Genomic DNA, 25,585 nt, shown 5'->3' with positions numbered 1-25,585 from the left:
TGCAAAGGTTTTGCGTTTGACGGTGAAGCAGGGAAGGGCGCGGAAAGCGGTGTGAAAAAAGAGGATATAACTGATAGGAATATTAAAGAAGAGAAGGGCGAGCCGTCGCTCGCCCTGTGCATCAGAAGGCCAGCACCAGACCGGCAATCGCGGCGGAAAGCACGCTGACCAGGGTGGAGCCATACAGCAGTTTCAGACCGAAGCGGGAAACAACGTTACCCTGTTCTTCGTTCAGACCTTTAATCGCACCCGCCACAATCCCGATAGAAGAGAAGTTAGCAAAGGAAACGAGGAATACCGACAGAATACCTTCCGCATGCGGTGACAGCTGACCGGCAATTTTTTGCAGATCCATCATCGCCACGAATTCGTTAGAGACCAGTTTGGTCGCCATGATGCTACCCACCTGCAACGCTTCGTTGGAAGGCACGCCCATCACCCAGGCAAAGGGATAGAAGACATAACCCAGCACACCCTGGAAGCTGATGCCGAAGATCACATCAAACAGCGCATTCAGGCCGGAAATCAGGGCGATAAAGCCGATCAGCATAGCGGCAACAATAATCGCCACGCGGAAACCGGCAAGGATGTATTCGCCCAGCATTTCGAAGAAGCTCTGACCTTTGTGCAGATCCTGCAACTGCAAATCTTCTTCGCTATCGACGCGGTACGGGTTGATCAGCGACAGCACGATAAAGGTACTGAACATGTTCAACACCAGCGCGGCAACGACATATTTCGGTTGCAGCATGGTCATATACGCACCCACGATCGACATAGACACCGTCGACATCGCGGTAGCCGCCATGGTGTACATGCGGCGCTGTGACATTTTGCCGAGGATATCCTTATAGGCGATAAAGTTTTCTGATTGTCCCAGAATCAGAGAGCTGACGGCGTTAAAGGATTCCAGTTTGCCCATGCCATTGATTTTTGACAGCACGGTCCCGATGCCACGAATCACCCATGGCAGGATGCGGAAATGTTGCAGAATACCGATCAGTGCGGAGATGAACACAATCGGGCACAGCACGTTCAGGAAGAAGAAGGCGAGGCCTTTTTCATTCATATTGCCGAACACGAAGTTGGTCCCTTCTGCGGCATACTTCAGCAGATGGTCAAACAGACCGGCGAAACCTTTCACAAAGCCGAGACCGGCTTCAGAATTAAGGAAGAACCAGGCTAACAGAACTTCAATCACCAGAAGCTGAACGATATAGCGGATACGGATGCTTTTACGATCGTGACTGACCAATAAGGCCAGCACGGCTACCACCACCAATGCCAAAAGAAAGTGCAAAATATGGGACATGTCGGCTCCAAATTTGAGGAGGGTTGTATTTTGCTGCGTATTCTATGTAACGCGTTACTTAAAAACGAGATCTAAACCACATTATAAGTATTAACTATCGACATATTTTTAAGATTAGTCTCAACCATCACAACTTCTTCACACACTTCTAACAAGAAAAATAACCACAAAATGATTGTCTATAAAATGAGCCGAGGGTAGATTGAAACCTGTTGCACACATTTTGGCAAAACCTGACTTTACCGCAAGGTATAGCAAAGGCTATACTTTATAGCACTATCTATTAAAGCGATAACTATAACCATATTTCACTTGCCGCGCCTGCCCCGTAACCTGTACGGGTAAACAAGCGTTAAGACAGGGTCCTAAACTATGTCAGAAAGCCGCACCGCAGAGCGCGCCGCTCGTGGAGCCAGAAAGATCAAACTTGCCCTGCTGGGACCGGCCTTCATCGCGGCTATCGGTTATATCGATCCCGGCAATTTCGCCACCAATATTCAGGCGGGGGCCGCTTACGGCTATAAACTGCTGTGGGTCGTGGTCTGGGCGAACATTATGGCGATGCTGATCCAGTTGATGTCCGCCAAGCTCGGGATTGCGACCGGCAAAAACCTCGCGGAACACATTCGCGATCGCTTCCCGCGCCCGGCGGTGTGGTTCTACTGGGTACAGGCCGAAATTATCGCCATGGCGACCGACCTGGCGGAATTTATCGGTGCTGCCCTGGGCTTTAAGCTGTTGCTGGGCATCTCGCTTTTTCAGGGCGCAGTGCTGACCGGCATCGCGACTTTCCTGATTCTAATGCTGCAAAACCGCGGACAAAAGCCCCTCGAATTGGTTATAGGTGGGCTGCTGCTGTTTGTGGCGGCGGCCTATATTGTTGAGCTGTTCTTCTCCCAGCCGAAAGTCAGTGAGCTGATTACCGGCATGGCGCTGCCATCACTGCCCTCGGCGGATGCGGTATTCCTCGCCGCCGGGGTGCTGGGTGCCACCATTATGCCGCACGTGATCTATCTGCATTCGGCGCTGACGCAGTACGGCAATCAGGGCACCAAAGGGCAGCGTTACTCCTCTACCAAACTGGATGTGGCGATTGCCATGACCATTGCCGGGTTTGTTAATCTGGCGATGATGGCGACCGCGGCGGCGGCTTTTCACTTTAGCGGTCATACCGGTATTGCCGATCTTGATCAGGCCTACCTGACGTTACAGCCACTGTTAAGCCACGCGGCGGCGACGGTATTTGGTCTTAGCCTGGTGGCGGCAGGGCTCTCTTCCACGGTGGTGGGAACCCTGGCCGGTCAGGTGGTGATGCAGGGCTTTATCCGTTTCCAGATTCCGCTGTGGTTACGCCGCGCCGTTACCATGCTGCCGTCATTTATCGTGATCTGGGCTGGCTGGGATCCCACGCGCATTTTGGTGTTTAGCCAGGTACTGTTGAGTTTTGGTATCGCGCTGGCTCTGGTGCCGCTGCTGTTTTTTACCGGCAACCGCGCGCTGATGGGGGACGAGATGGTTAATTCACGTCTGATGCAAACCATTGGCTGGGTGATTGTTGGCTTGGTTGTCGCGCTGAATATTTATCTGCTGGTGGGGCAGGCGTTGGGATTATAAAAAAGGTGCGCCTTGGCGCACCTTTTATCGCTATTTACCAGCGGTCCGGGCCACGACCATGATGATCATGGCGATGTTCATGACGCCAGCGCTCATGACGGCGACGTTCCTGTTCGCGTTTCCACGCCTCATGGCGACGCCACTCTTCATGACGCCACCAGCGATGGTCGTGGTAACGATAGCGATCATTCCACCAACGCGGTTCGCGCCAGCGGCCACCATCCCAGTAATAACCACGATGATCGCGATCGCCTAAATGCAGGGTGATGCCGGGGGCAATATTCAGGGTGGCACTACTGGCATGGGCTGTGTGCAGTGCCAGTGGGGACAGCGTTGCCAGCAAAGCGGCAAACAAGATTCCACGTTTCATAATTCTCCTTTTCGGCAGCTTATGTGTTGCCACCGTTGCGCTAGTCTGCCAGATCGGACCAAAAAGTCCTTAAGACGTAGTCTGAATGCGTTGAGGAAAATCTGAAATAAGAGTTTTCTGCTGAAGAAGAGGCCCGGCGCTGGCCGGGCGGTAAAGCGGTTACACTAAAATTGCCTCAATGGCCTGTAACTCTTCCTGACTCAGTGCAGGCTGGCTCAGCATGGCAACGGCATCATCAATTTGTGACGTTTTGCTGGCACCAATCAGTACTGAGGTGACGCGGGTATCACGTAGCACCCAGCTCAGCGCCATCTGCGCCAGCTTCTGATCACGCTGCTGTGCGATGTTTTGCAGTGCACGCACCCTGGCCATTTTTTCTTGCGTCAGCTGATCTTCGCGCAGGAATTTGCTGCCGCTGGCAACGCGTGAATCCTCGGGAATCCCTTGCAGATAGCGGTCGGTCAGGACGCCGCCCGCCAGCGGGGAGAAGGCAATGCAGCCGACGCCATTATCGCCTAACACATCCAGCAGCCCTTGTTCCGGCCCACGTTCAAACATCGAATAGCGTGGCTGGTGGATCAGGCAGGGCGTACCGAGGTCGCGTAAAATGGCAATCGCTTCAGCGGCGCGTTCGGCCGGATAGTTAGAGATGGCGGCATACAGCGCTTTGCCCTGACGTACCACCTGATCTAACGCGCGCATGGTCTCTTCCAGCGGCGTTTCCGGGTCTGGGCGGTGATGATAAAAGATATCCACGTACTCCAGCCCCATACGTTTCAGGCTTTGATCGAGGCTGGAGATCAGATACTTGCGCGATCCCCAGTCACCGTAGGGGCCATCCCACATGGTGTAACCCGCTTTGGTGGAGATCAGCAGCTCATCACGATAACCACGAAAATCCTCGCGCAGAATGCGGCCAAAATTCTCTTCAGCCGATCCCGGCGGCGGCCCGTAGTTATTTGCCAGGTCAAAATGCGTAATGCCGCAATCAAAGGCGTGGCGCAGCAGCTCGCGGCTGTTATCAACCCGGGTGCTGTCACCAAAGTTGTGCCACAAGCCCAGCGAAATGGCGGGAAGTTTCAGGCCACTACGGCCACTGCGACGGTATTGCATCTGTTGATAACGTTCGGGATGGGGAAAAACACTCATGCAGCGTTCCTGTCTCAAAGGGGAGAAAGTGTCATCAGCATAGCAGTGTATGCGTTTACACTAATGGCAAACGCGTCGCCGATCGCAACTTACAGATTTTTCCGTCCTCGTAACGATCTATTGCCAGATCATTCTGAGAAATGATGATGAAAATCCAACCAATTCAGCCGCATCGCTAATACTCCTCATATAACCCACATAAGGAGTCGCGGTGCATGAAAACTCTCAAAGTTGGCGAATATTTGTTGATGCGTTTACAGCAGGCGGGCGTCCGGCACCTGTTCGGTGTGCCGGGCGATTACAATTTACAGTTTCTCGACAGTGTTATTGCCCATCCGGATATCACCTGGGTTGGCTGTGCCAACGAACTGAACGCGGCCTATGCAGCAGATGGCTATGGCCGTTGCAACGGCGCAGCCGCCTTGCTGACCACTTTTGGGGTCGGCGAACTGAGCGCGATTAACGGTATCGCCGGCAGCTATGCCGAATATGTACCGGTGATTCATATCGTTGGCGCACCGGCCAGCGAGGTACAACGGCAGGGCGATTGCGTCCATCATTCGCTGGGCGATGGCGATTTTCGCCATTTCAGCCGCATGGCGGAGGAAGTTAGCGTGGCGAGTGCGGTGCTTACCGCAGCGAATGCGGCGCAGGAAATTGATCGCGTGATTGGCGAAGCTCTGCATCAGCGCCGTCCCGGCTATTTGTTGCTGGCGGTGGATGTCGCCCAGGCGGAGATCGCGCTTCCTTTGCCCGCCGCCACCACCACCACACCTCCTCCTTCTGCGGTAGCGGCGTTTGCGTTGGCAGCGGAAACCCTGCTGGCATCCGCCCGCCAGGTGGCGCTGCTGGCAGATTTTCTTGCCGCGCGCTGGCAGCTACAGCCGCAGTTAGCCGCCCTGCGCCAGTTGCGCAGTATTCCTGCCGCCACGCTGCTAATGGGCAAAGGGGTGTTGGATGAACAGCAGCCGGGCTTTGTCGGCACCTATGCCGGGGAGGGCAGTACGCCTGCGGTGCGGGCGGCCATCGAAGATACCGACGTCACGATTTGCGTTGGCGTGCGCTTCACCGATACCGTCACCGCCGGTTTTACCCAGCAGTTGCCCGCCGAAAAGCTGATCGATCTGCAACCGTTTCATGCGGTGGTCGCTGGGGCGACCTTCGCGCCATTAACCATGGCAGAAGCGCTGGAGGCGCTGCTACCGCTGTTTCGCCGTTATGGCGAGCATTGGGCCACCGCGAACGCGTTGGAATGGCAACAAACCCCCGATGCTAAGGCGTTTCTCAGTCAGCATACTTTCTGGCAGGCAATGCAGCACTTCCTGCGACCGGGTGATATTATCCTGGCCGATCAAGGTACTGCCGCCTTCGGGGCTGCCGCATTGCGCCTTCCCCATGATGCGCAGTTGCTGGTGCAGCCGTTATGGGGGTCGATTGGCTATACTTTACCTGCCGCCTTTGGTGCGCAAACGGCGCAACCGGATCGACGGGTGATTTTAATCATCGGTGACGGTTCGGCGCAGTTAACCATCCAGGAGTTGGGTTCAATGCAGCGCGATGGTCAGCAGCCGATTATTTTTCTTTTGAATAATGAAGGCTATACCGTCGAACGCGCCATCCACGGTGCGCATCAGCGTTATAACGATATTGCGCAGTGGAACTGGACCGCGCTGCCGCAGGCGCTCAGCCTGACAGGGGAAGCGCAAAGCTGGCGCGTGAGTGAAACGCAGCAACTGGAGGCGGTGATGGCGCGGCTGGCGCAGAATCAGCGCCTGGCGCTGGTGGAGGTGGTGCTGGATAAGGACGACATCCCACCGTTATTGCGTAAAGTGACCGCCTCGCTGCACCAGCGCAACGGTGGCTGAATTCGGACAGTTGCCTCTGTGCAGTCCGCCAGCTGCATGGCAGGATGTGGTCGCACTTGAGTGATTACGCCCATCTGACGCACTGATGGGCGTTGTTGTTTTATTGGCAGGCTTTTATAGTGTCCTGCAATTATTTATGACCCAAGCGGAGCAGCAGAAGAATGACAAAATACGCCCTGGTCGGCGACGTGGGCGGCACCAATGCCCGTCTCGCCCTGTGTGAGGTGGAAACCGGTGCCATCTCCCAGGCCAAAACATTCTCAACAGCAGACTATGACAATCTTGAAGCGGTGATTCGTCACTATCTGGACGAGCAAAAGCAGGATATTAAAGATGGCTGCATCGCCATTGCCTGCCCGATCACCGGCGATTGGGTCGAAATGACCAACCATGACTGGGCCTTCTCCACAAAGCAGATGAAAGAGAGCCTCGGCTTTGCCCATCTTGAAATCATCAATGATTTCACCGCCATCTCAATGGCGGTGCCGATGCTGGCAGAAAACGATGTGATTCAGTTTGGTGGCAAAGCCGCGGTGAAGGATAAACCGATCGCCATTTACGGTGCCGGTACTGGCCTCGGCGTCAGCCATTTGGTGCATGTCGATAAGCGCTGGGTGAGCCTGCCGGGTGAGGGCGGTCATGTGGATTTCGCGCCGAACAGCGAAGAAGAAGCTGAGATTCTGGAAGTGCTGCGCGCGGAGCTGGGCCATGTTTCAGCGGAGCGTGTGCTGTCTGGCTCCGGGCTGGTCAATCTGTATCGCGCCATCGTCAAATCCGACCAGCGCGAGCCGGAAAACCTGAAGCCGAAAGATGTCACCGAACGCGCTCTGCAAGACAGCTGCACCGATTGTCGTCGCGCGCTGTCGCTGTTCTGCGTGATTATGGGCCGTTTTGGCGGCAACCTGGCGTTGAACCTTGGCACCTTTGGTGGCGTGTATATCGCCGGTGGCATTGTGCCGCGTTTCCTCGACTTCTTTAAAGCTTCTGGCTTCCGCGCGGCGTTTGAAGATAAAGGCCGCTTCCGCGACTATCTGCTGGATATTCCGGTGTTTATGATCACCCACGATCAGCCTGGCCTGCTCGGTGCGGGCGCACATCTGCGTCAGACATTAGGTCGCGTGCTGTAATGCCCTTGGGCGAGCGGCCTGCAGCGCCGTTCGCCTTATAACCGCATCAATTGCCGAAAGGCTTTTACCTTGCTACGGCTCACCGGTACCTGCGCATCCAGGTCGCGTAATTTCACCAGATAAGTATTGTTGAACCAGGGTTCGATTTCGCGGATTTTACTCAGGTTGACGCAGTATGAACGGTGACAGCGAAAGAAAACACTTTCCGGCAGACGGCTGCAAAATTCGCTGATGGTCATCGACATCACATAAGCTTCCCGCCGTGTATACACGAACGTCAGTTTCTCGTGTGCTTCCACATAATAGATATCGTTAATATCGGTGACGATAATGCGCTCATCTTTTACCAGGTTCACTGTCTGTGGCGCAAGGGTTTGCGGGCTGCTGGCGGGAGATTGCTGCTGTTGCCAGCTCGCCTCAAGTTTGTTGAGCATGGTGATGATGCGTGATTCATGATACGGCTTCAGAATATAGTCAAAAGCCTCCAGTTCAAACGCCTCCACCGCATGTTCTTTCCACGCCGTAATGAAAACAATCAATGGCTTATGTGCGAATTGATTGATGTTTTGCGCCAGCAACATCCCGTCCAGCGAGGGGATGTTGATGTCGAGGAAAATGACATCGACCCGATGATTTTGCAGATATTTCAGCACTTCCAGCCCGTCATCAAAACACGCTTCGAGGGTGATTTGGCTGTGATGCTGAATCATCCAGCTCAGCTCCTGCTGTGCCAGAAATTCGTCTTCGACAATAATGGCTTTCACGCTGAAGTCTCCGTCACGCTGGTCCGCGCTAGCGGTAATCGGTGGCCATTTTTGCTCAGGGTGAAGGAGATTTCGGTGCCAGGCTGATGACGTACAATGGTCAATCCCTGGCCGGAGAGCAGTTTCACCCGATGATGCACATTCAGCAGGCCAATTTTATTGCCGGGCATTTCGTCTCGCGCCACACGCGCCATCACCTCTTCGCTGATGCCAGCTCCGGTATCGCGCACTGCCACGCGCACCCGGTCGCCGAGATCTTTGACGCTGAGTGTCACCACGCCTTTACCGCGACAGGGTTGGATGCCGTGCACGATGGCATTCTCGACCAGTGGCTGAATCAACAGGCTGGGCAGGGTAAAATGCAGGTCTTCATCAACGTCATAGATCATCGATAGCTTGTCACCAAAACGCGCCTGTTCGATGGCAATGTAATCCTTCACCTGCCACAGCTCTTTTTTGATATCGATCGGTTCGTCGTCATTCAGTTCCAGGTTGTAACGCAGATAACGTGACAGGTTAATCACCAACTGGCGCGCGGTATCCGGGTTCATTCGAATCGATGCCGAGATGGCGTTCAGGGCGTTAAACAGAAAATGCGGGTTAATCTTGCTCTGTAACGCGCGCAATTCCGCTTTGTTGGCCATCTCACGCAGTTGTTCTGCGCGGGACACTTCCAACTGGGTGGAGATGATTTGTGACAGCCCGACAGCCATCTCTTTGAGCGATCCGGTGATACGGTGGGCGCGGCGGTAATAGATTTTTAGCGTGCCAGTGACTTCCCCTTTTTCCCAAAGGGGAATAACCAGCATTGAGTGAATATCTTTGGTGCGGTGTGCCTCATCATTATTCTTGATGATGATTTTGCCGCTGGTGATCGCCTGCGCCGTGGTAGGGCTGAGGCCATCGTCGCCATTTTGATAGTTTTGTGCGCCATAGCCGACGTAGGCGAGAATCTGTTTGGTATTGGTAATCGCCACGGCATCGGCATGGATTTCGTCGCGTATGATATCGCACACCTGATGCAGTGAATGGCTGTTAATCTGGCGGAACAACGGCAGCGTTTTGTTGGCGATTTCCAGTGCCAGCTTGGCCTGGCGTGCCGCAATCGCCTCTTTTTCCCCTTCGACGCTCTGCACCAGCAGCACAATCAAACCGATGCTGGAGGAGCCAAGGATCATCGGCAAGGCAATCTCCGAGACAATATCAAGGCCGAGTGACATCGGTCTGGCCCACAGCACAATCAGCAGCATGGTCAGGCTTTCACATAACATGCCGCCGAGAATACCGGCACGCCAGCGTTGTTCCTTGCTCACCCGGCGATTAATTGCGCCCGAAGCGACCCCGGCAATCACGCTGGTGATCAGGCACGGGACTGAGGTAATGCCATGAATATCAATCAGAAAACGGTGCAGTCCGGCAATGACGCCGGTGGCGATACCGACCCACGGGCCAAACAAAATACCGCCTGACATCACGGCAATCACGCGCACGTTGAGCAATGAACCATCGACATCAATACCTGACCAGGTGCTGAACAGGGCAAACAGCGAAAAGATCGCGGTCACCACCACTTTTTCCTGACGCGAGTGTTCATCTTTCTGCAGTAGCTGGCGAAACGCCCGCGTCCGGGTAAGAAAGAACAGGCAAATCAGCATCAGTGCGGCACGGTCAAACACCGCCAGCAGCATGTCAAAGTGAGAAGGCACAGGCATCTCGTCGGTAACCAGGGGGTAGGGCTATGATAAAAAATGTGATCACGATCCGCCAGCGCCCTGACAGGCCTCAGACACTTCTTATGGCCAGGATCAATTTTTATCGGCTAAAAAACAAAAAGGGGAAAAGTTGATTGCTAAAAAGAGGATTAGTTTTTCCCTGCTGTGAGACTGGTTGTCATTGGCCCGGTTTGTTATGTTGGCCTAAGCCTTTTTCGGAGCGCAGCCATGCAATTAGTCACAGCTCGTTTGATCCTTAACCGCCTCCAGCCTGAAGACTGGCAGATATTTAAAGCGGTACACGAAGATGCCGCCACCATGACCTGGGTGAGTGAAATTCCCGATGAGGAGGATATTCGCCAGCGCTTTACGGAGCGCCTTGTTCCGTGGCAGGTCAGCAGCTTTCATATGCTGTGCATGGTAGCGCGCTTACGTGCAACCGGCGAAGCCATTGGCTTGTTTGGTTGTAACCCGGAATGGGAACCGTATCGACAGGCCGAGGTCGGTTATATGATGTTGCACCGCTTTACCGGTCAGGGGTACGGCAGTGAAGCGTTGGGTGCACTTTGTACATTTTTGCTGCAAGCCGAATTTCATAAGCTGAAAGCGTTAGTGGTGGAGGGGAATTGGCCGTCACGACGCATTCTGGAGAAGAATGATTTCGTGCTGGAGGGGGTTTTGCGAGATAATTATCTGCTAAATGGTCAATGGGTAAACGATTGGGTGCTCGGTCGTCTGAATCAACAGCAATAAAAAAATTATCTTCGGCACTCGACAATCCCGTTATTGCCGCGTTATGTTCTTGATTCGGTCACAGCAGTGACCCACGTCGCTCGGACGGTCCGGGCGCTAACGTACTCCAGAGGACATCATGGCTGATAACAGCACACCCCGTCGTTTTTCTCGTATTGACCGCCTTCCCCCTTACGTTTTTAACATCACCGCTGAATTGAAGATGGCTGCGCGTCGGCGCGGCGAAGACATCATCGATTTCTCGATGGGGAACCCGGATGGCGCGACGCCGCCACATATCGTAGAAAAACTGTGCCAGGTGGCCCAACGCGAGGACACCCACGGCTACTCCACCTCGAAAGGGATTCCGCGTCTGCGCCGGGCCATTTCGCGCTGGTACGCTGACCGTTATCAGGTGGATATCGATCCTGAATCCGAAGCCATTGTCACCATCGGTTCGAAAGAGGGACTGGCGCACCTGATGCTGGCTACCCTCGACCACGGCGACACCGTGCTGGTGCCGAACCCCAGCTACCCGATTCATATTTACGGCGCGGTGATCGCCGGGGCGCAGGTCCGTTCTGTGCCGCTGGTGGCGGGCGTCGATTTCTTTAACGAGTTGGAACGTGCAATTCGTGAAAGCTATCCGAAACCGAAGATGATGATTCTTGGTTTCCCGTCCAACCCGACCGCGCAGTGTGTTGAGCTGGACTTCTTTGAGCGCGTGATTGCCCTGGCGAAGCAGTACAACGTATTGGTGATCCACGATCTCGCCTACGCCGACATTGTCTATGATGGCTGGAAAGCGCCGTCGATCATGCAGGTGCCGGGTGCCCGCGATGTTGCGGTTGAGTTCTTCACCCTATCGAAAAGCTATAACATGGCGGGCTGGCGTATCGGCTTTATGGTCGGTAATAAAGAGTTAGTCTCGGCGCTGGCCCGCATCAAGAGTTACCACGACTACGGAACCTTTACCCCATTGCAGGTGGCGGCAATCGCGGCGCTGGAAGGGGATCAGCAATGCGTGCGTGATATCGCCGAGCAATATAAGCGTCGCCGTGACGTGCTGGTCAAAGGGTTGCACGAAGCGGGGTGGATGGTAGAGATGCCGAAAGCCTCGATGTATGTCTGGGCGAAGATTCCTGACCATTACGCGCATCTTGGTTCGCTGGAGTTTGCCAAACGCTTGTTGCAGGAGGCGAAGGTGTGCGTGTCACCGGGCATCGGGTTTGGTGATTACGGTGATACCCATGTGCGTTTCGCGTTGATTGAAAACAGCGATCGTATTCGTCAGGCGGTGCGGGGGATTAAAGCGATGTTCCGTGCCGACGGGATTTTGCCCGGAACCGTGAAAAACACAGAAGACGAATAGCCTTCGATGTCAGGGGCGACAATCCCGTCGCCCCTCCTGGTGATTCTAGAGCATCAGCATGAAGGTGCCGACCCAGATTAACAGGAAAAAAGAGATTCCCATCAAAGCGTATTTCACACTACAACTCCTCTGAGCGTTTACGACGATGGTGATCCCAGACCAGCGTAACGCGACAGAATAAGAGAAAGGTGGAGTTCATCACCGCTACACGCTTTCATCTCAGGTCGTTCAGAGCGAACTCAGAACAGGATCGAACGCTAATTTACGCGTAATTTTTCCGAAAAGAAATAGATCCATTCTGAGATATTTCTCACGTTTTTATCGCACCTCAATCTCAGGGATCGCCGACATCCCAACGCGTAATTGCGCCAGATCGGCCTGGTTTGCATCCAGCACGATTTTCACCGGCAAACGCTGAACCACCTTGGTGTAGTTGCCGGTGGCGTTATCCGGTGAAATGGCAGAAAAGGTCGCACCCGTGGCCGGTGCAATGCTGTCAACATGGCCGGAAAAGGTCTTGCCTGGCAAGGCATCCACCCGCACCAATACCTTTTGTCCCTCACGCACATCGGTCAACTGGGTTTCCAGATAGTTGGCGGTGATATAGGTTTGCTGCAACGGCACCACCGCCAGCAAACGGGTTCCGGCGGTGACATAGGCACCCAGTCGTACCGAGCGCTGACCGACCATGCCATCGACCGGGGCGACGATACGCGTATAGGAAAGATTGAGCTGCGCCTGATCGACGCTGGCTTGTGCGGCGGTGACATCCGCTTCTGCCTGACGCAGCGCCGCCTGCAACACGCCGACTTCCTTCACGGCGGCAGCCAGCGCTGCTTCGCTCTGACGGACGGTGGCGGCAGCGGAACGCTGCGTTGACGTGGCTTTTTGCTGCTCATCGGCGGCGATGGTGCCGCTTTTATACAGGCTGTCGTAACGTGCTGCGCTCTGTCCAGCGTATTGCGCTGAAGCCTGGCTGGCCGCCAGCGTGGCTTTGGCCTGATCAATAGTGGATTGCTGCTGCTCCAGCTGTGCCTGGCTGCTCAGACGTTTGGCCTCGCTGACCTGTAAATTGGCTTTGGCCGTTTCCAGCGCCACGCGATAATCGCGGTCATCCAGCGTTGCCAGCAGCTCACCGGCTTTGACGCGCTGGTTATCCTGCACATTCACGCTGGCGATATAACCTGAGACTTTCGGTGCCACCAGGGTGTAATCCGCATTGACGTAGGCATCATCCGTTCGATGATCGTTACCGGTCATCGCCGACCAGACAAAAAAGGCCATGATCAGTAACAGCAGCAGTAAGGCGCTCAGCAGCACCGTTCTCTTCAGAGCAAAAGCACGCATATCAGTTATCTCGACGTGTTTGTAACAGGTTGAATCAGGGTTTGTGGCGGCCAGACACGTTTTGGCAGCCAGGCGGTGAGCAGCAGAAGCAGTGCGGCGAAGCCAATCAGCATCAGATAGCTGTCGCTCAGGCTCAGCACCATCGCCTGGTGCTTCAGCAGGCTGGCGAAGCCGCTGAGGTTTTCACTGCTGCTGGCGCTGCCATCCGGCAAGAGCGGGAAGCTGCTGCTGGCTTGCGCGCTGGTGGGTGCGGTCATCAGCCAGGAGCGGCTGGCGGCATTGCCGATCAGAATATTGGAATGAAACTGTTCGCGATGGCTGATAAACCACTCCACCAGCGTGCTGGCGGCGACGCTGGAAAAACCGCGCACGGTATTAAACATCGCCGAGGCGAACGGGCCTTCCGGAGGCGCAACCACGCTGGTGGCACTCATCAACACCGGTAGAATCACCATCGGCTGACCAAAAGCCTGCAAAATTTGTATCAGCCAAAAATTCTGTCGTCCCCAGTCTGTGGTGATCTGCATACCGAGCAAACACGAAGCCACCAGCAATGCCACGCCTGCGGTTAACATCCAGCGGCAATCAATCCAGCGGATATTCAACAACGCGGCAATCAATGGTGCGACTAACAACTGCGGTAAACCTACCGTCAGCGCCAGCGGAGCAAATTGCAGGGTGCGGAAACCTTCGATCTGACCAAAATACGCCGAGGGCAGGGCAGAACCGGAAAGCGACAGAATCAGCACCCCGGCCAGAGCCAGCAGACCGTGCGCGAGGTTGTGGCGTTGCAACATCTGCAACTTAAACAACGGCAACGGGTGAAACCATTCATTAATAAAGAACACAATCAGCAATGCGGCGGCACTGAATAATAGCGCGACGATTAACGGCGAACTGAGCCAGTCCAGCCGTTCGCCCTGCGTTAGCGCCAGGATCAGCAACGCCATACCGCTGCAACCGGTAAGCATGCCGAACAGATCCATCTGCTGAAAACGCTCGAAACGCAGTGGGTCCTGCGGCAGGCCCCAGCCAATCAGTAACATGGCGATCAGCATGGCGGGCACCACCTGCCAGAATACGAACATCCAGCTGACATCATCGGTCCAGAAGGCGGCCAGCGAAGCGGCAAGATTGGGACCGAAGGTTGCCGTCAGCGCATAAGCACCGAGGCCATACAGTTTGATCGGCGGAGGTAAGAAACGCAGCGCGACCGTCATTAATAACGGCGGCAGAGCGCCACCGAACAGGCCCTGGATAACGCGCAAGGTAATAAATAAGGTGGCATTCGGTAGCAGCGGCAGCAGGATGCCGGTAATCATAAAACCCGCCGAGACGGTAAGCGCAAAACGGCGGAGCGAGAAGGTGACGGCAAACCAGGGCGCAATCATCATCGCGGCCACTTCGGCGGCCTGGTAAGCCGAAATGATCCAGCTACCCTGATCGTAACTGATGCCAATCGCCGCACGGATATCCGCCAACGCAATATCGGTGACGCGATCGTTTAAACCGGCGGTCAGTGCAGCAATCAGCACACCCACCAGACCGAGCGCAAGGCGCAGGGTAAAAGGATGGGGTGCCGGGGCCGCTACGGGCTGGGCATTCATAGCAGGTTTCTCGTTATGTTGATGCAGTGTATTGCGATGTGATACAGCTCACATATTACATCCCGGTATGTTGTATTGCAATGTGATACAGGGTGTAAAAGTGCGGTTAATCGCGCTAAAGTAAGGCAGGCCACAAAGGATCGCACTATGGTTGAACTTCCCTCCTGCCGTGAGGATGAAAAAGCGGGCGGCATTCAGGTCATTGCCCGCGCGGCAAAAATTCTAAATGCATTGGGTGAGCACCCCGGCGGTATGAGCCTGGGGGAGATTGCTCAGGCGGTGGATTTGCCACGTTCTACGGTGCAACGTATCGTCGCCGCATTGGATAATGCGCAACTGGTGCGCAGCACTGGCGCGGGCGGTTTACGGCTGGGTCCGGCACTGCTGAAGCTGATCTCCAGCGTGCACAGTGACGTGGTTGAAGTGGTGCGTCCTTTTCTCGAACGACTTTCCGCAGAGACGAATGAAACTGTCTCACTGGCGCGCGCCAGTGGTACGCAACTGGCTATCGTCCATTATGTGGTGGCGTCACGCGAGTTGCGCGTGGTGCCACGCATGGGACTGAACCTGCCGCTGTACAGCACCTCGGGCGGTCGCGCCTTGCTGGCGCTGGAGAGCGATGAGGATGTCAGGGTGATGGTCGGCGAAGCCTATAAAGAGCTGACGGAGATGACCATCAAAACGCTGCCGCAACTGCTGGAGCTGATTGGCGAGGTGCGCAAAACCGGTTTCTCCTACGACCGTGGTGAGACGCTGGAGGGCATCTCAACCATGGCGGTGGCGATCGACACTTTATTTGGCCGCTTCTCTATCTCACTGCTGGTGCCAACAGCGCGTTTTCGTAAACATGAGGCGCGTTATTGTGAGGAAATCCTGAAGTGTAAAGAGGCGTTGACCCGCGAAATTGGCAAAATGACCGCTGTTGAAGGATAAGCACTGATGAAAACCTTGTTAATGGCCATTGATAACTCTCCGGTGGCGGAAAAAGTGATCGCCCTGACGATTGAACAGGCCCTGGCGCACCAGGCGCAGGTGGTGGTGTTGTGCTGCATCGACCCGGCCTATTCCTCCTGTAACCAGCCGATCGAAATCGATGCCGGGGAAGATCCGGATGATTTTCTGGTGGCAAAAGATGAACAAAATACCGCTGAAATGGTGGTGCGCCATGCGCTGGCCCCCATTCTGCGCGCAGGGGTGGCCGCAAAAGGGGTGATTCTGGCCGGAGAAGCGGCGGAAACCATTGTTGCTCAGTCGGCGGCGGTGCAGGCCAGCATGATTATCATGGGACGCCGCCATCTTTCACCGTTTAACCGCCTGCTGAAAGGCTCGGTCAGTGCCGCCGTGATTGAACGTGCCAACTGTCCGGTTCTGATTGACGTTCGCAAGGATTAATAACCGCTCCATGCTCTCGCTTTTCCCTATTACGCTGGCGGCGTTTGTGCTGCTGGCGCTGATCATCGTTGTGTTGTTGCGTACCACCTCATTGCGTCTCTGGCAGGGGGTGTTGTTGTTTCTGTTGCCGGTGCTGCTGGCTAACCTGCTGTGGTTTAGCTGGTTACATCCTCGTCAGCAGCGGCAGGCGCTGGCGACCGAAGTGGCAAACCAGCTCAGCCAGGCTCCGGGTTATCGTCTGTTAAAAACCCAGGAACCGGCGCTTTGGCAGCTATTGAATCATGAGCTGCTGCATAAACGTCTGGCCGGGGTGCCGCCGGATGAAGCGCTGGGTGAGATGCGCGGCTGGCTGCTCGATTTAGTCAACCAACGCCTGGTGCGTGCCAGTGATAGCGCCATCCTCAATTACATCGCGGTTTCCGTCCAGGAGATGCAGGCGCTGCAACAGCAGAACGCGCAAAGCTGCTTCCGTTTTCTCTACCCGCAGGTGAGCGGCGGCGTCAATTTACAGCAATTGCTCCCGCCACAGCTGAATCAGCGTGATGCGCAGGCGTTGGATGAGTTGCTGGCACAAAGTACCGGGGATGAACAGCCGCTGGATAATCAGGCCGCACAGCGTGATTTGCAGAAAGTCGTCGAGACGCTGTACAGCAAATGGGGCGATCGTCTGCAACAGCTCAATATGCCGGCCGATACCACGGTCGATCGTTCGGCGATGTGCGCGATGTCGATTGACCTCTACAGCGGCATTCTCGCATTGCCTGACAAACAAGCGGCCAATCTTCTGCGTAAAATGGTCAGTCTTACCGGTTAGCGGGCAAAAAAAAAGCCCGCTCAGCACGGGCATAAGGTCACAATCAGTCAGTCTCTTAAGTTATTCACCTGGTGTGGCGTGGACTTCGTTTTGTCTGAGAAAAGTATCTCACTGCAGAAGAGATAAGGATAGCCGTTTGGTTTTATCAATTTAATTGGTAAAATCTTCGATCCGCTCAGATATTTCTCTCCCCATTCCTATAGCCAGGCGCAGCGCTGCCTTTTACACTGCGGCGCTAAATGAGGACATCACAATGAAAAATGGGTTAATGGGTGCCATTGCGCTGTTAATGCTATCTGGCTGTAGTGTCAGCCATCCAGGGGGATTTGAACGCGTGGATGAAGATCCCAGTTCAAATACTGTCCAGTATCGTTACGATCCGCAGACATTTAATAAAGATGCGATGGAAGTGGATTTAGCAGAATATTGCAGCAAGCGCGGATTTGATAAAGTTGAAGCGTTGCCCGCCCAGGATAGTCATATTCCAGGACTAAAGAAAGCCTGGTATCAATGCAATTATGCGGTGAAAAGTTAAAAAATAAGGGCGGGATAATTTCCCGCCCTTTTTCTTTTTTATTATTTGCTGTGTGTTAGCTTTGCCCGGTTACCAGTGTCTGCCGGGGCCGGGTCCATGATGCCAGCCGCCACCGCCGTGCCAGCCACCATGCGGCGGTCCCCAGCCAGGTCCACGCCCGTGGCCGCCATCAATAATACAACCGCTCAACATCGCGACAACGGCAACAACGGACGCAACTTTAATTAGTTTTTTCATGGAGAGTCCTCCTCTTTTCCAATGAGGCCAGATTACCGTGGAAAAGTGGAGCGAAGATGCAGCGAATGTAGAGTTATTTCTGGATCTATTTCTGAATATTTCAAATTGCGCGGGTGAGTGTCAGAAAGGAATATAAACCAATCGGAATAAGCTGAATGCCTGATGATAATAACCCGATTAGTCTGAAAATCAAGTCTAAATAATAGTTGTTCTCAATTAAAATAAAATAACGCGAGCGGCGTGATTTATCGCGCCACTCGCCGGGATACAGGTTAAAGTCAGGACAGCATAAATAAGGAGAGATCATGACGCGTGAAGTGAGAAATGTACTGGCCTTGCAGGCGGAACTGGCGGAGTGTCCTTTGTGGTCAACACGCGAACAAGTGCTGTGGTGCGTGGATATTCTGGCACCTGCCATTCATCGTTTCGATCCCGCCAGTGGCGAGCTGCATACTTTTCCGCAACAGGAAGAGGTGGGTTGTATCGGGTTGCGCCAGCAGGGGGGCTTAATTGCGGCGTTGCGCAGTGGCGTCTGGCTGCTGGATGAACAGGGCAAGCCTCAGCGCAAGCTGGCGGATAACCCGGGAATAGCGGCAAAGAGTCGCTTTAACGATGGTCGCGTCGATCCCTGGGGGAATTTCTGGTGTGGCAGCCTGTGGGAGCCGCAGGATAAAAACGGTGGATTACTGTGCCGGGTCACCCCTGACGGCGCATTAACGGTGATGGCGCAGGACGTGAAAATCTCTAATGGTCTGGCATTCGCTCCTGATCGCCAATGGATGTACCACAGCGATACCCCTAATGAGGTGCTGTATCGCTATCCGCTGAATGAATTCACCGGTGAACCGGGCGCACGTCAGGTTTTCCGGCAGTTTGATGCCAAAGGAGGATTACCGGATGGTGCTGCTGTAGACAGCGAAGGTTACTACTGGTCGGCGTTATTTGATGGTGGCCGGGTGGTGCGTATTGATCCGCTGACGGCGGAGATCGTCGATGAGATTAGCTTGCCGGTGCGCTGGCCGACGATGGTGGCGTTTGGCGGTGCCGATCTGCAAACCCTGTATATCACCTCATCGCGTGAGCATCGTACCGCTGAAGAGCTGGCGCGCTATCCGCAATCGGGAGATATTTTTGCTGTGGATGTCAGCGTGGCGGGAATGGCAGAACCGTTATTTAAAGGGTAAAAACATGCCGTGCCCGGAAGCACGGCATACCCGGAGACTTAGCTGCGATGCAACACCGGCTCCTGAACACTGTGGCGTTGCGGCAGGCGGATGCTGAGTGACAGGAATAATGAAATCACCAGCAAGGTCATAATCAGGCTAAAGGTGATGGTGAAACCACCGAACACCGAGGCCACCAGTGAACCCAGCACGCTACCGATACCAAAGCCAAGGTAGATCAGGCCGTAATTTTTGGTCAAATTGTTCAGACCGAAGAAATCACTGACCAGCGACGGGAAGACGGTGATGGTGCCACCGAAGCTGAAGGCCACGCAGGCAAGAGAAATAAAGAAGGTGGATTCATTCATATGGGTGAACAGCAGAATGCTCATCCCGGCCAGTGAAACCACCTGCGCCAGCGAAATCACCCGAATACGTGCCATCTTATCGGACAGCACACCCAGAACCAGACGGCCACTCAGGTTAGCAATAGCAATCACCGTGACGGCATTCGCGGCGGTTTGCGTGCTGAGATGGACCAGACCTTCACCGATATCTTTCGCCACGCCAATCACATACAGACCACTCATACAGGCGGTGAGGAACATCAGCGCCAGCATCCAGTATTGCGGCAAACGGATCGACTGCGCCAGGGTGTAATCTTTGCTTTGCAGGGCCGAGGCGGCATTGCTCTGCTGTACCGGGGCGTCACGCATCAGCAATGCACCCAGAATAATCATCGTCATTGCCATCAGACCCCAGATAATGAAGGTGTTTTCCAACCCCTGCACACTGAGCAAGGCGCCACAGATAAATTTAAAGCCCAGGCTACCTAAACCATAGGCACCAATGGCGCAGGCGGAAATGACACCTTTACGTTCCGGGAACCATTTCACGCAGTTGGATAAGGTCAGCAGATAACCGGCACCGTCAGCCAGGCCAACCAGGATACCTGCGCTGAGGTAGAGCATCATCAGGTTATCCGCATGGGCCGTTAACCAGAATCCCAGCGCCATGAGGACACCAGCCCCGATGGTGACGTTACGCACGCCAAACCGTTCCTGGAGTTTACCGGCCAGCGATGAAGCAATCGCCAGACCGAGGCTCAGTAAGCCAAACGAAAACGCAACCTGGCTGATAGGGGCGTCGAGCTTGTGCGCCAGCTGACCATTAAACAGGCTCCAGGTATAGACCGAACCTAAAGCGAACTGGGTCAAAATGGTACCGGCCAGAGTGAGCCAGCGAGTACGTTGGTAATTTGAGTTGGTGGTTTGCATATTTTTCTCTCCCATCCGGGAATTCGGAAACTGAAGCGATCATAAAGCGCCCGCGCGTGGGCGTGAGAAGAAAGGGCGTGAGAGGCTGTGGCGATGGAATGAAATGCAGCGAAATGGGTATGAATGGCATTGCGTTGGCTGCTAGCACCTCAGGCGTGTCATTGCCTGAAATGTTGTTGCTTATGGTGATTATCTGTAACCAGATACGTCTCAGGCGCAATGCGGGCTGCAAAACATCCAACTTTTGCCAGGCTTAAAATTCACTTAACAGGAGGAAATATGAAAGACCGAGCATATGAATCCGCGTCAAGCGAGGATGAAGTTTGCTGCATCATCGGTCAGGCGGTGATCGAGTTAAGCGATGAACATCAGCCGGTGAATAAATCCACACTGTCGTTGAAACTACTGGCAATGGCCGACCGCGACAGAGATGATGAACGCATATTGCTTTACTGGATTGCCAGAAAAGCCATCAATCAACCTCACCAGCTTAATATCGGCGTGCAGGGCTGGCGATAAGAGGACCAGAGAGCGGGCGCAATGCCCGCTCTCGTGCTTCAGGCCAGTCGCAGGCGTTTTGCCATTGGCCAGCGTACAAACATCACCATATTCCCCGCCAGAATCATCACCAGACCGACAATCGCATTGCTATGCCATTGATAACCTTCATACAGGGTAGATAAAGTGAGCGCTACCAAGGGAAACAGCAGCGTGCTGTAGGCCGCCTGACTGGCACCAATTCGTCCTACCAGCGTGAAATACGCGCCAAATCCCAGCACTGAACCAAAAATCGCTAAATAACTCATTGAACCCAGCCATTGCAGATTCAGCGCCGGGGCCAGTGAATCACCATTCAGCAGTGACAGTGCGGCCATAATCAACGCGCCATACAGCATCGCGTAGCTGTTGGTGGTCAACACATCGCGCTGACGACGCTGGTGGCGTGTCGAAATCATATTGCCGAAAGAGAAGCCGAGCGTACCGAGCGCGCTCAGCCCCACACCCCATAACAACTGCGGTGCCGGATGTGCGGCGCGAATATCGCCCCAGAACAACGCCACGATACCGCCCAGGCCCAGAATAGCAGCCGGGAGTAAACGGAACGGCGGACGTTGACGGAAGAAAATCCAGCTATTCAGGGCATTATAAAGCACGGCCATTGAGAAGATGACGGATTCCAGCCCACTGCTGATCCATGCGGCGGCATGATAGAAGCAGACAAAATTGAAGCCAAACACACAGCATCCCTGTAACAGGCAGAATAGATGATCCTGCGCATCCAGCTTTTTCAGGCGGCGAATCAGTTTCAGCACCACCAGCATGACCAGCGAGGCCAGTAAAAAGCGCCAGAATACCGCCACCAATACCGGCGTATCTGCTGCTTCCTGCTGTAAAAAAATCGCAATCCAGGTGGTTCCCCAGATTAAAACCACCGCCAGATACAACATCAGGTTCATATTGAACTCTCCACAACCTATTTGCGGCGAGTGTGACGCCCCGACTGTCAGTTGGCTTGCATCTGCTTGCGCTGCAATTGCAAATTCTTGCGCTTTTTCTGTCTGCGTCCCAATGTGACCTGTTTTCTGTCCGCCTGAATCCGTAAAATGGACACCATTGCCCAGCGAGTGATTTTGACCATGCCCGACTATCAGACCTTCAACATGCTTCAGCGCCACAAAGCACAACTGCGTGACAGCGTGCAGCTGAATAGCGGCATCAAACTGGCGGCCTGGTTTAATAGCGGCGATCGCGTGACCAACCTGAGCAACCATCATACGCTTAGCCTGTATACCGCGGATGGCTATGATACCTGGCATAAAACCCAGCACGGCTGGCGCAATGGCGGTGGGCCTGATCGTTTTTGCCTGATGCCGTCTGGCACCGAATCGGTGTGGGATATTCGTGATGATTTGTCGTTTGTGCATCTTTACTGCACCGATCAACACCTGCGCCAGATGGCGGAACAAATCTGGGATCGCAGTCCCGCGCGCCTGAATTTGCATGAGAAGGTGTTCTCGGCGGATGATCGCATCACCCAGCTCTATCGTCATTTTCTGCTCAGCACGGACTGGCAACAACCCGCCAACCAGCTGATGCTCAGTAGCGCCTCAACGCTATTAATGACGCACTTGCTACAGCACTACAGCGACGTGCAATGGCAGGCTCCGCAGGTCCGTGGCGGGCTGGCTCCGGGGGTATTGCGTCGCATCCTGGCGTATATCGATGCGCATCTGGATCAACCGCTGACGCTGGCCCATCTCGCGGCCGAGGCAGCACTCAGCGAGTTCCATTTCGCTCGCATGTTCCGCGCCAGCGTCGGTGAGGCCCCACATCAATATGTGATGCGTCGCCGGATGGATGAAGCACTGACGCTGCTCAGACACACGGTGCTACCGCTGACCGAGATTGCGCTGCGCTGTGGTTTTCACTCCTCCAGCCACTTCAGTAATCGGTTTCGTCAACGGCATGGTGTCACGCCTTCGGCGTGGCGGCAGGAGCAGGGGTGAGATCGCGTTTTGCTATCCTGTGAAGTTGGATGATTTTATTTTGGCGCGCTGGCTGTTTTGAATGGGATAATGCTGACATGGCGTTCCCTGCAGGGATCGAACCTGCAACTAGCCCTTAGGAGGGGCTCGTTATATCCATTTAACTAAGGGAACGTCGGCGCGCAGTATACCCCAGCGTCCACGCAAATTTAACCGCAGGTTTCCCGTTTGCTCAATATCTCAACAAATTAGCGCGATTTCTCACATTTCGTCTGGCGTTTTTGCTCGGCGCGGGCTTTGGCTTTTGCCGCTTCGCTCATATCGTTGCGAATCTGTGCGTGACTGATTAAGGCAAAAATCAGCGTTCCCCCCGTGATGTTGCCAAGCAACGTTGGCAGGGCAAATGGCCAGAGGAATTCATGCCAGGGAATGCGGCCGGCAAACACCAGATACAGCACCTCCACAGAACCGACCACGATGTGCGCTAAATCACCGAGCGCCACCAGCCAGGTCATCATCACAATCACCACGATTTTCGCTGCCCCGGCATACGGGAACATCCACACCATGGTGGCGATGATCCAGCCGGAAATCACCGCATTGGCGAACATTTCCCCCGGTGAATTTGCCATAACTTTTTCACTGATCACCGTGAAAGCCTGGCGGGTCGCCTCGTCAAAGATCGGCATGTAATTAAAGGCCAGTGCGCCCAGCGCCGTGCCAATCAAATTACCCGCCAGCACCACGCCCCAAAAGCGTAGCAGCAGCAACACATTGCCCGACGTAGGCTTATGCATGATGGGCAGCACTGCCGTCACCGTATTTTCAGTAAACAGCTGTTGGCGCGCCATAATCACAATAATGAAACCGAAGGTATAGCCCAGGTTTTCCAGCAAAAAGGCACCGGGAACCCCCTCAAGATGCACCTGAAATATCCCCTTCGCCATCAGCGATGCGCCCATGGACATACCGGCGGCAATCGCCGACCACAGCAGCGCCATGCCGTCACGCTCCAGTTCCTTTTCCCCGTCCTGACGTATCTCTTCATGGATGGCTGCAGCACGTGAGGGTAATGCCTCCTCATCGACTTCTATTGCTGTGCCTTGCGTTTTTTCTTCGCTTTCCACGTCATTGCGCTCTGATGAAAACGATGGCGATTGCTTCATGTTTTCCCCCGGTGATAGTGCCCTTGCGTAATAAGCGTAGCCGTTTTGCGCAAGCGCGATTTGTTACGTTGATTCAAATTAAGAGTAACAAGATTTTAACCGTGGTGGTTTTTTGAGCGATTTATTGATCTAAACCACCCGTTTACCCCGTTTGGGGGAGGTGTGACATGGCTCACAGACTACGGCCCACAGATTCATTGTGGTATTATCCTGGCCTAATTTCATTGCCGTGATTCCCTCTTTTATGCTCGAAGTCATTAATCTCTCTTGCGTTCGCGATGAGCGTACCCTGTTCAATGGGTTGAGCTTTGCTGTCGAACCCGGTGATATCGTGCAAATTGAGGGACCAAACGGTGCGGGTAAAACCTCGCTATTACGTTTGTTGGCCGGTTTAAGCCGGGCGGAAGAAGGTGAGGTGCTGTGGCAGGCACAACCGATCCGCCAACAACGCGAAATATGGCACCAAAATCTGCTTTATCTCGGCCATCAGCCTGGCGTGAAGTCGGTACTCTCCCCACTGGAGAATTTGCATTTCTGGCATGGTGAGAGCCACAGTGACGCGATCTTTGCTGCGCTGGAGCAGGTTGATCTGCTGGGGTATGAAGAGGTGCCGGTGGCACAACTTTCTGCTGGTCAACAACGCCGCGTTGCCCTGGCTCGCCTGTGGCTTAGCCCGGCAGTCTTGTGGATTCTGGATGAGCCGCTGACGGCAATTGATAAAGCCGGAGTAGAGAAATTAATGACGCGCTTTGCGCAGCATGCCGATAACGGAGGCGCGGTGATCCTGACCACGCATCAGGATCTTCCTGACGACGCCGGACGGGTCCGTAAAATTCGTTTGGTATCGGAGTGGGCATGATGCTGGGCCGTGTGATTCAGCGTGAGCTGAAAATTGCCTTCCGCAGTGGCGCGGAAGTGATTAACCCGCTGTGGTTTTTCCTGATAGTCATTACGCTGTTCCCGCTGGGTATTGGCCCCGATCCACAGCAACTGGCCCGCATTGCCCCTGGCATTGCCTGGGTGGCTGCGTTACTGGCATCGTTACTGGCGCTGGAGCGTCTGTTCCGGGATGATTTTTTGGATGGTTCGCTGGAACAGCTGCTGCTGCTGCCAACGCCGCTGCCGGTCACGGTTCTGGGCAAAGTGATTGCTCACTGGCTGATTACCGGACTGCCACTGATTTTATTGTCCCCGCTGGCGGCACTGCTGTTGTCGCTGGATTTTGCCGGGTGGCGCGCCATGGCGTTAACCCTGTTGCTGGGGACGCCCACCCTGAGTTTTCTCGGGGCTATCGGCACCGGTCTGACCGTGGGCTTACGGCGCGGCGGGGTGTTATTGAGTTTGCTGGTATTGCCGCTGGCGATACCGGTGTTGATTTTTGCCAGCGCTGCGATTGATGCCGCCGGACAAGGCCTGCCGATTGGCGGCTATCTGGCGATTCTCGGAGCCATGCTGGCAGGCAGCGCCACGTTGTCTCCGTTTGCTACGGCGGCGGCGCTGCGTATAAGCCTGCATTAAATCGTGCATCCACAGAGATGCCGGAA

General features: G+C 54.5%; 26 protein-coding genes and 1 tRNA gene. 14 read left to right on the top strand and 13 right to left on the bottom strand.

The window, feature by feature from the left end:
- Positions 1-121: 121 nt before the first annotated feature.
- Complete coding sequence (locus PAT9B_RS14205) at positions 122-1,312, bottom strand: NupC/NupG family nucleoside CNT transporter (protein WP_013509976.1); 1,191 nt, start codon at positions 1,310-1,312, stop codon at positions 122-124.
- 372 nt (positions 1,313-1,684) lie between these two features.
- On the opposite strand from PAT9B_RS14205, the gene PAT9B_RS14200 reads away from it, so the two are divergent.
- On the top strand, positions 1,685-2,926 hold the full coding sequence (locus tag PAT9B_RS14200; RefSeq protein ID WP_013509975.1) for an Nramp family divalent metal transporter: 1,242 nt from the start codon (positions 1,685-1,687) through the stop codon (positions 2,924-2,926).
- Positions 2,927-2,960: 34 nt separating this feature from the next.
- Here PAT9B_RS14200 and PAT9B_RS14195 read toward each other — a convergent pair whose 3' ends face one another.
- Together PAT9B_RS14195 and mgrA are read right to left on the bottom strand one after the other, a co-directional pair.
- Entirely contained in the window at positions 2,961-3,296 is a 336-nt protein-coding gene (locus PAT9B_RS14195; protein WP_013509974.1) for a DUF2502 domain-containing protein, read from the bottom strand.
- 159 nt (positions 3,297-3,455) lie between these two features.
- Entirely contained in the window at positions 3,456-4,445 is a 990-nt protein-coding gene (gene mgrA / locus PAT9B_RS14190; protein ID WP_013509973.1) for an L-glyceraldehyde 3-phosphate reductase, read from the bottom strand.
- 215 nt (positions 4,446-4,660) lie between these two features.
- On the opposite strand from mgrA, the gene PAT9B_RS14185 reads away from it, so the two are divergent.
- Both PAT9B_RS14185 and glk read left to right on the top strand, forming a co-directional pair.
- Positions 4,661-6,310, top strand: coding sequence for an alpha-keto acid decarboxylase family protein (locus PAT9B_RS14185; RefSeq protein WP_013509972.1), 1,650 nt, complete (start codon positions 4,661-4,663; stop codon positions 6,308-6,310).
- 161 nt (positions 6,311-6,471) lie between these two features.
- Entirely contained in the window at positions 6,472-7,437 is a 966-nt protein-coding gene (glk, locus tag PAT9B_RS14180; RefSeq protein WP_013509971.1) for a glucokinase, read from the top strand.
- A gap of 35 nt (positions 7,438-7,472) precedes the next feature.
- On the opposite strand, the gene PAT9B_RS14175 is transcribed toward glk, so the two are convergent.
- Positions 7,473-8,201, bottom strand: a complete 729-nt coding sequence (locus PAT9B_RS14175) for a LytTR family DNA-binding domain-containing protein (RefSeq protein WP_013509970.1) — start codon at positions 8,199-8,201, stop codon at positions 7,473-7,475.
- A complete protein-coding gene (locus PAT9B_RS14170; protein ID WP_041525827.1) occupies positions 8,198-9,889 on the bottom strand; it encodes a sensor histidine kinase in 1,692 nt (563 codons plus the stop codon). Before PAT9B_RS14170 ends, PAT9B_RS14175 begins: the two co-directional genes overlap by 4 nt.
- Positions 9,890-10,141: 252 nt before the next feature.
- On the opposite strand from PAT9B_RS14170, the gene PAT9B_RS14165 reads away from it, so the two are divergent.
- Together PAT9B_RS14165 and alaC are read left to right on the top strand one after the other, a co-directional pair.
- Complete coding sequence (locus PAT9B_RS14165; protein WP_013509968.1) at positions 10,142-10,666, top strand: GNAT family N-acetyltransferase; 525 nt, start codon at positions 10,142-10,144, stop codon at positions 10,664-10,666.
- A gap of 118 nt (positions 10,667-10,784) precedes the next feature.
- Positions 10,785-12,017, top strand: coding sequence for an alanine transaminase (gene alaC, locus PAT9B_RS14160; RefSeq protein ID WP_013509967.1), 1,233 nt, complete (start codon positions 10,785-10,787; stop codon positions 12,015-12,017).
- 45 nt (positions 12,018-12,062) lie between these two features.
- On the opposite strand, the gene ypdK is transcribed toward alaC, so the two are convergent.
- From ypdK to PAT9B_RS14150, 3 genes are all read right to left on the bottom strand, one after another.
- A complete protein-coding gene (gene ypdK, locus PAT9B_RS30630; protein ID WP_150105822.1) occupies positions 12,063-12,134 on the bottom strand; it encodes a membrane protein YpdK in 72 nt (23 codons plus the stop codon).
- A gap of 201 nt (positions 12,135-12,335) precedes the next feature.
- Positions 12,336-13,364 carry an HlyD family secretion protein gene (locus PAT9B_RS14155; RefSeq protein ID WP_013509966.1) on the bottom strand — a complete coding sequence of 343 codons (1,029 nt, stop codon included), beginning with the start codon at positions 13,362-13,364 and terminating at the stop codon, positions 12,336-12,338.
- A 5-nt stretch (positions 13,365-13,369) separates the two neighbouring features.
- Positions 13,370-14,971 (bottom strand): MFS transporter, encoded by a 1,602-nt coding sequence (locus tag PAT9B_RS14150; protein WP_013509965.1) that lies wholly within the window; start codon positions 14,969-14,971, stop codon positions 13,370-13,372.
- Between the two features lie 147 nt (positions 14,972-15,118).
- Between PAT9B_RS14150 and PAT9B_RS14145 the strand changes: the two genes are divergently transcribed.
- The 4 genes from PAT9B_RS14145 to PAT9B_RS14130 all read left to right on the top strand — a co-directional run bounded on the left by PAT9B_RS14145 (position 15,119) and on the right by PAT9B_RS14130 (position 17,712).
- Complete coding sequence (locus PAT9B_RS14145) at positions 15,119-15,904, top strand: IclR family transcriptional regulator (protein ID WP_013509964.1); 786 nt, start codon at positions 15,119-15,121, stop codon at positions 15,902-15,904.
- Between the two features lie 6 nt (positions 15,905-15,910).
- Positions 15,911-16,363, top strand: coding sequence for a universal stress protein (locus PAT9B_RS14140; RefSeq protein ID WP_013509963.1), 453 nt, complete (start codon positions 15,911-15,913; stop codon positions 16,361-16,363).
- A gap of 10 nt (positions 16,364-16,373) precedes the next feature.
- Positions 16,374-17,177, top strand: coding sequence for a hypothetical protein (locus PAT9B_RS14135; protein WP_013509962.1), 804 nt, complete (start codon positions 16,374-16,376; stop codon positions 17,175-17,177).
- Positions 17,178-17,430: 253 nt separating this feature from the next.
- A complete protein-coding gene (locus tag PAT9B_RS14130; RefSeq protein WP_013509961.1) occupies positions 17,431-17,712 on the top strand; it encodes a hypothetical protein in 282 nt (93 codons plus the stop codon).
- Positions 17,713-17,781: 69 nt separating this feature from the next.
- On the opposite strand, the gene PAT9B_RS30955 is transcribed toward PAT9B_RS14130, so the two are convergent.
- Complete coding sequence (locus tag PAT9B_RS30955; protein ID WP_013509960.1) at positions 17,782-17,949, bottom strand: hypothetical protein; 168 nt, start codon at positions 17,947-17,949, stop codon at positions 17,782-17,784.
- Positions 17,950-18,254: 305 nt separating this feature from the next.
- Here PAT9B_RS30955 and PAT9B_RS14125 point away from each other — a divergent pair, with 305 nt between their 5' ends.
- Positions 18,255-19,133: an SMP-30/gluconolactonase/LRE family protein gene (locus tag PAT9B_RS14125; RefSeq protein WP_013509959.1), complete on the top strand. Its 879-nt coding sequence runs from the start codon at positions 18,255-18,257 to the stop codon at positions 19,131-19,133.
- A 38-nt stretch (positions 19,134-19,171) separates the two neighbouring features.
- Here PAT9B_RS14125 and PAT9B_RS14120 read toward each other — a convergent pair whose 3' ends face one another.
- Positions 19,172-20,389 (bottom strand): MFS transporter, encoded by a 1,218-nt coding sequence (locus PAT9B_RS14120; RefSeq protein WP_013509958.1) that lies wholly within the window; start codon positions 20,387-20,389, stop codon positions 19,172-19,174.
- Positions 20,390-20,668: 279 nt separating this feature from the next.
- Between PAT9B_RS14120 and PAT9B_RS14115 the strand changes: the two genes are divergently transcribed.
- A complete protein-coding gene (locus PAT9B_RS14115; protein WP_013509957.1) occupies positions 20,669-20,908 on the top strand; it encodes a hypothetical protein in 240 nt (79 codons plus the stop codon).
- A gap of 38 nt (positions 20,909-20,946) precedes the next feature.
- Here the strand turns inward: PAT9B_RS14115 and PAT9B_RS14110 are convergent, their stop codons facing one another.
- Positions 20,947-21,846, bottom strand: a complete 900-nt coding sequence (locus tag PAT9B_RS14110) for a DMT family transporter (protein ID WP_013509956.1) — start codon at positions 21,844-21,846, stop codon at positions 20,947-20,949.
- 180 nt (positions 21,847-22,026) lie between these two features.
- Between PAT9B_RS14110 and PAT9B_RS14105 the strand changes: the two genes are divergently transcribed.
- Positions 22,027-22,896, top strand: coding sequence for an AraC family transcriptional regulator (locus tag PAT9B_RS14105; protein ID WP_041525976.1), 870 nt, complete (start codon positions 22,027-22,029; stop codon positions 22,894-22,896).
- 78 nt (positions 22,897-22,974) lie between these two features.
- Here PAT9B_RS14105 and PAT9B_RS14100 read toward each other — a convergent pair.
- Positions 22,975-23,049: transfer RNA gene (locus PAT9B_RS14100), tRNA-Arg, on the bottom strand.
- 74 nt (positions 23,050-23,123) lie between these two features.
- Positions 23,124-24,041, bottom strand: coding sequence for a formate/nitrite transporter family protein (locus PAT9B_RS14095; RefSeq protein ID WP_013509954.1), 918 nt, complete (start codon positions 24,039-24,041; stop codon positions 23,124-23,126).
- Positions 24,042-24,285: 244 nt separating this feature from the next.
- Between PAT9B_RS14095 and ccmA the strand changes: the two genes are divergently transcribed.
- A complete protein-coding gene (gene ccmA, locus PAT9B_RS14090; RefSeq protein ID WP_013509953.1) occupies positions 24,286-24,900 on the top strand; it encodes a cytochrome c biogenesis heme-transporting ATPase CcmA in 615 nt (204 codons plus the stop codon).
- Positions 24,900-25,559 carry a heme exporter protein CcmB gene (gene ccmB / locus PAT9B_RS14085; RefSeq protein ID WP_036626878.1) on the top strand — a complete coding sequence of 220 codons (660 nt, stop codon included), beginning with the start codon at positions 24,900-24,902 and terminating at the stop codon, positions 25,557-25,559. Before ccmA ends, ccmB begins: the two co-directional genes overlap by 1 nt.
- The last annotated feature ends 26 nt before the right edge of the window (positions 25,560-25,585 follow it).

Origin of the sequence: Pantoea sp. At-9b (genome assembly GCF_000175935.2) — a bacterium.
In the GTDB taxonomy this organism is placed as follows: Bacteria; Pseudomonadota; Gammaproteobacteria; order Enterobacterales; family Enterobacteriaceae; genus Pantoea.
This window is presented reverse-complemented; position numbering and strand designations above follow the sequence as displayed.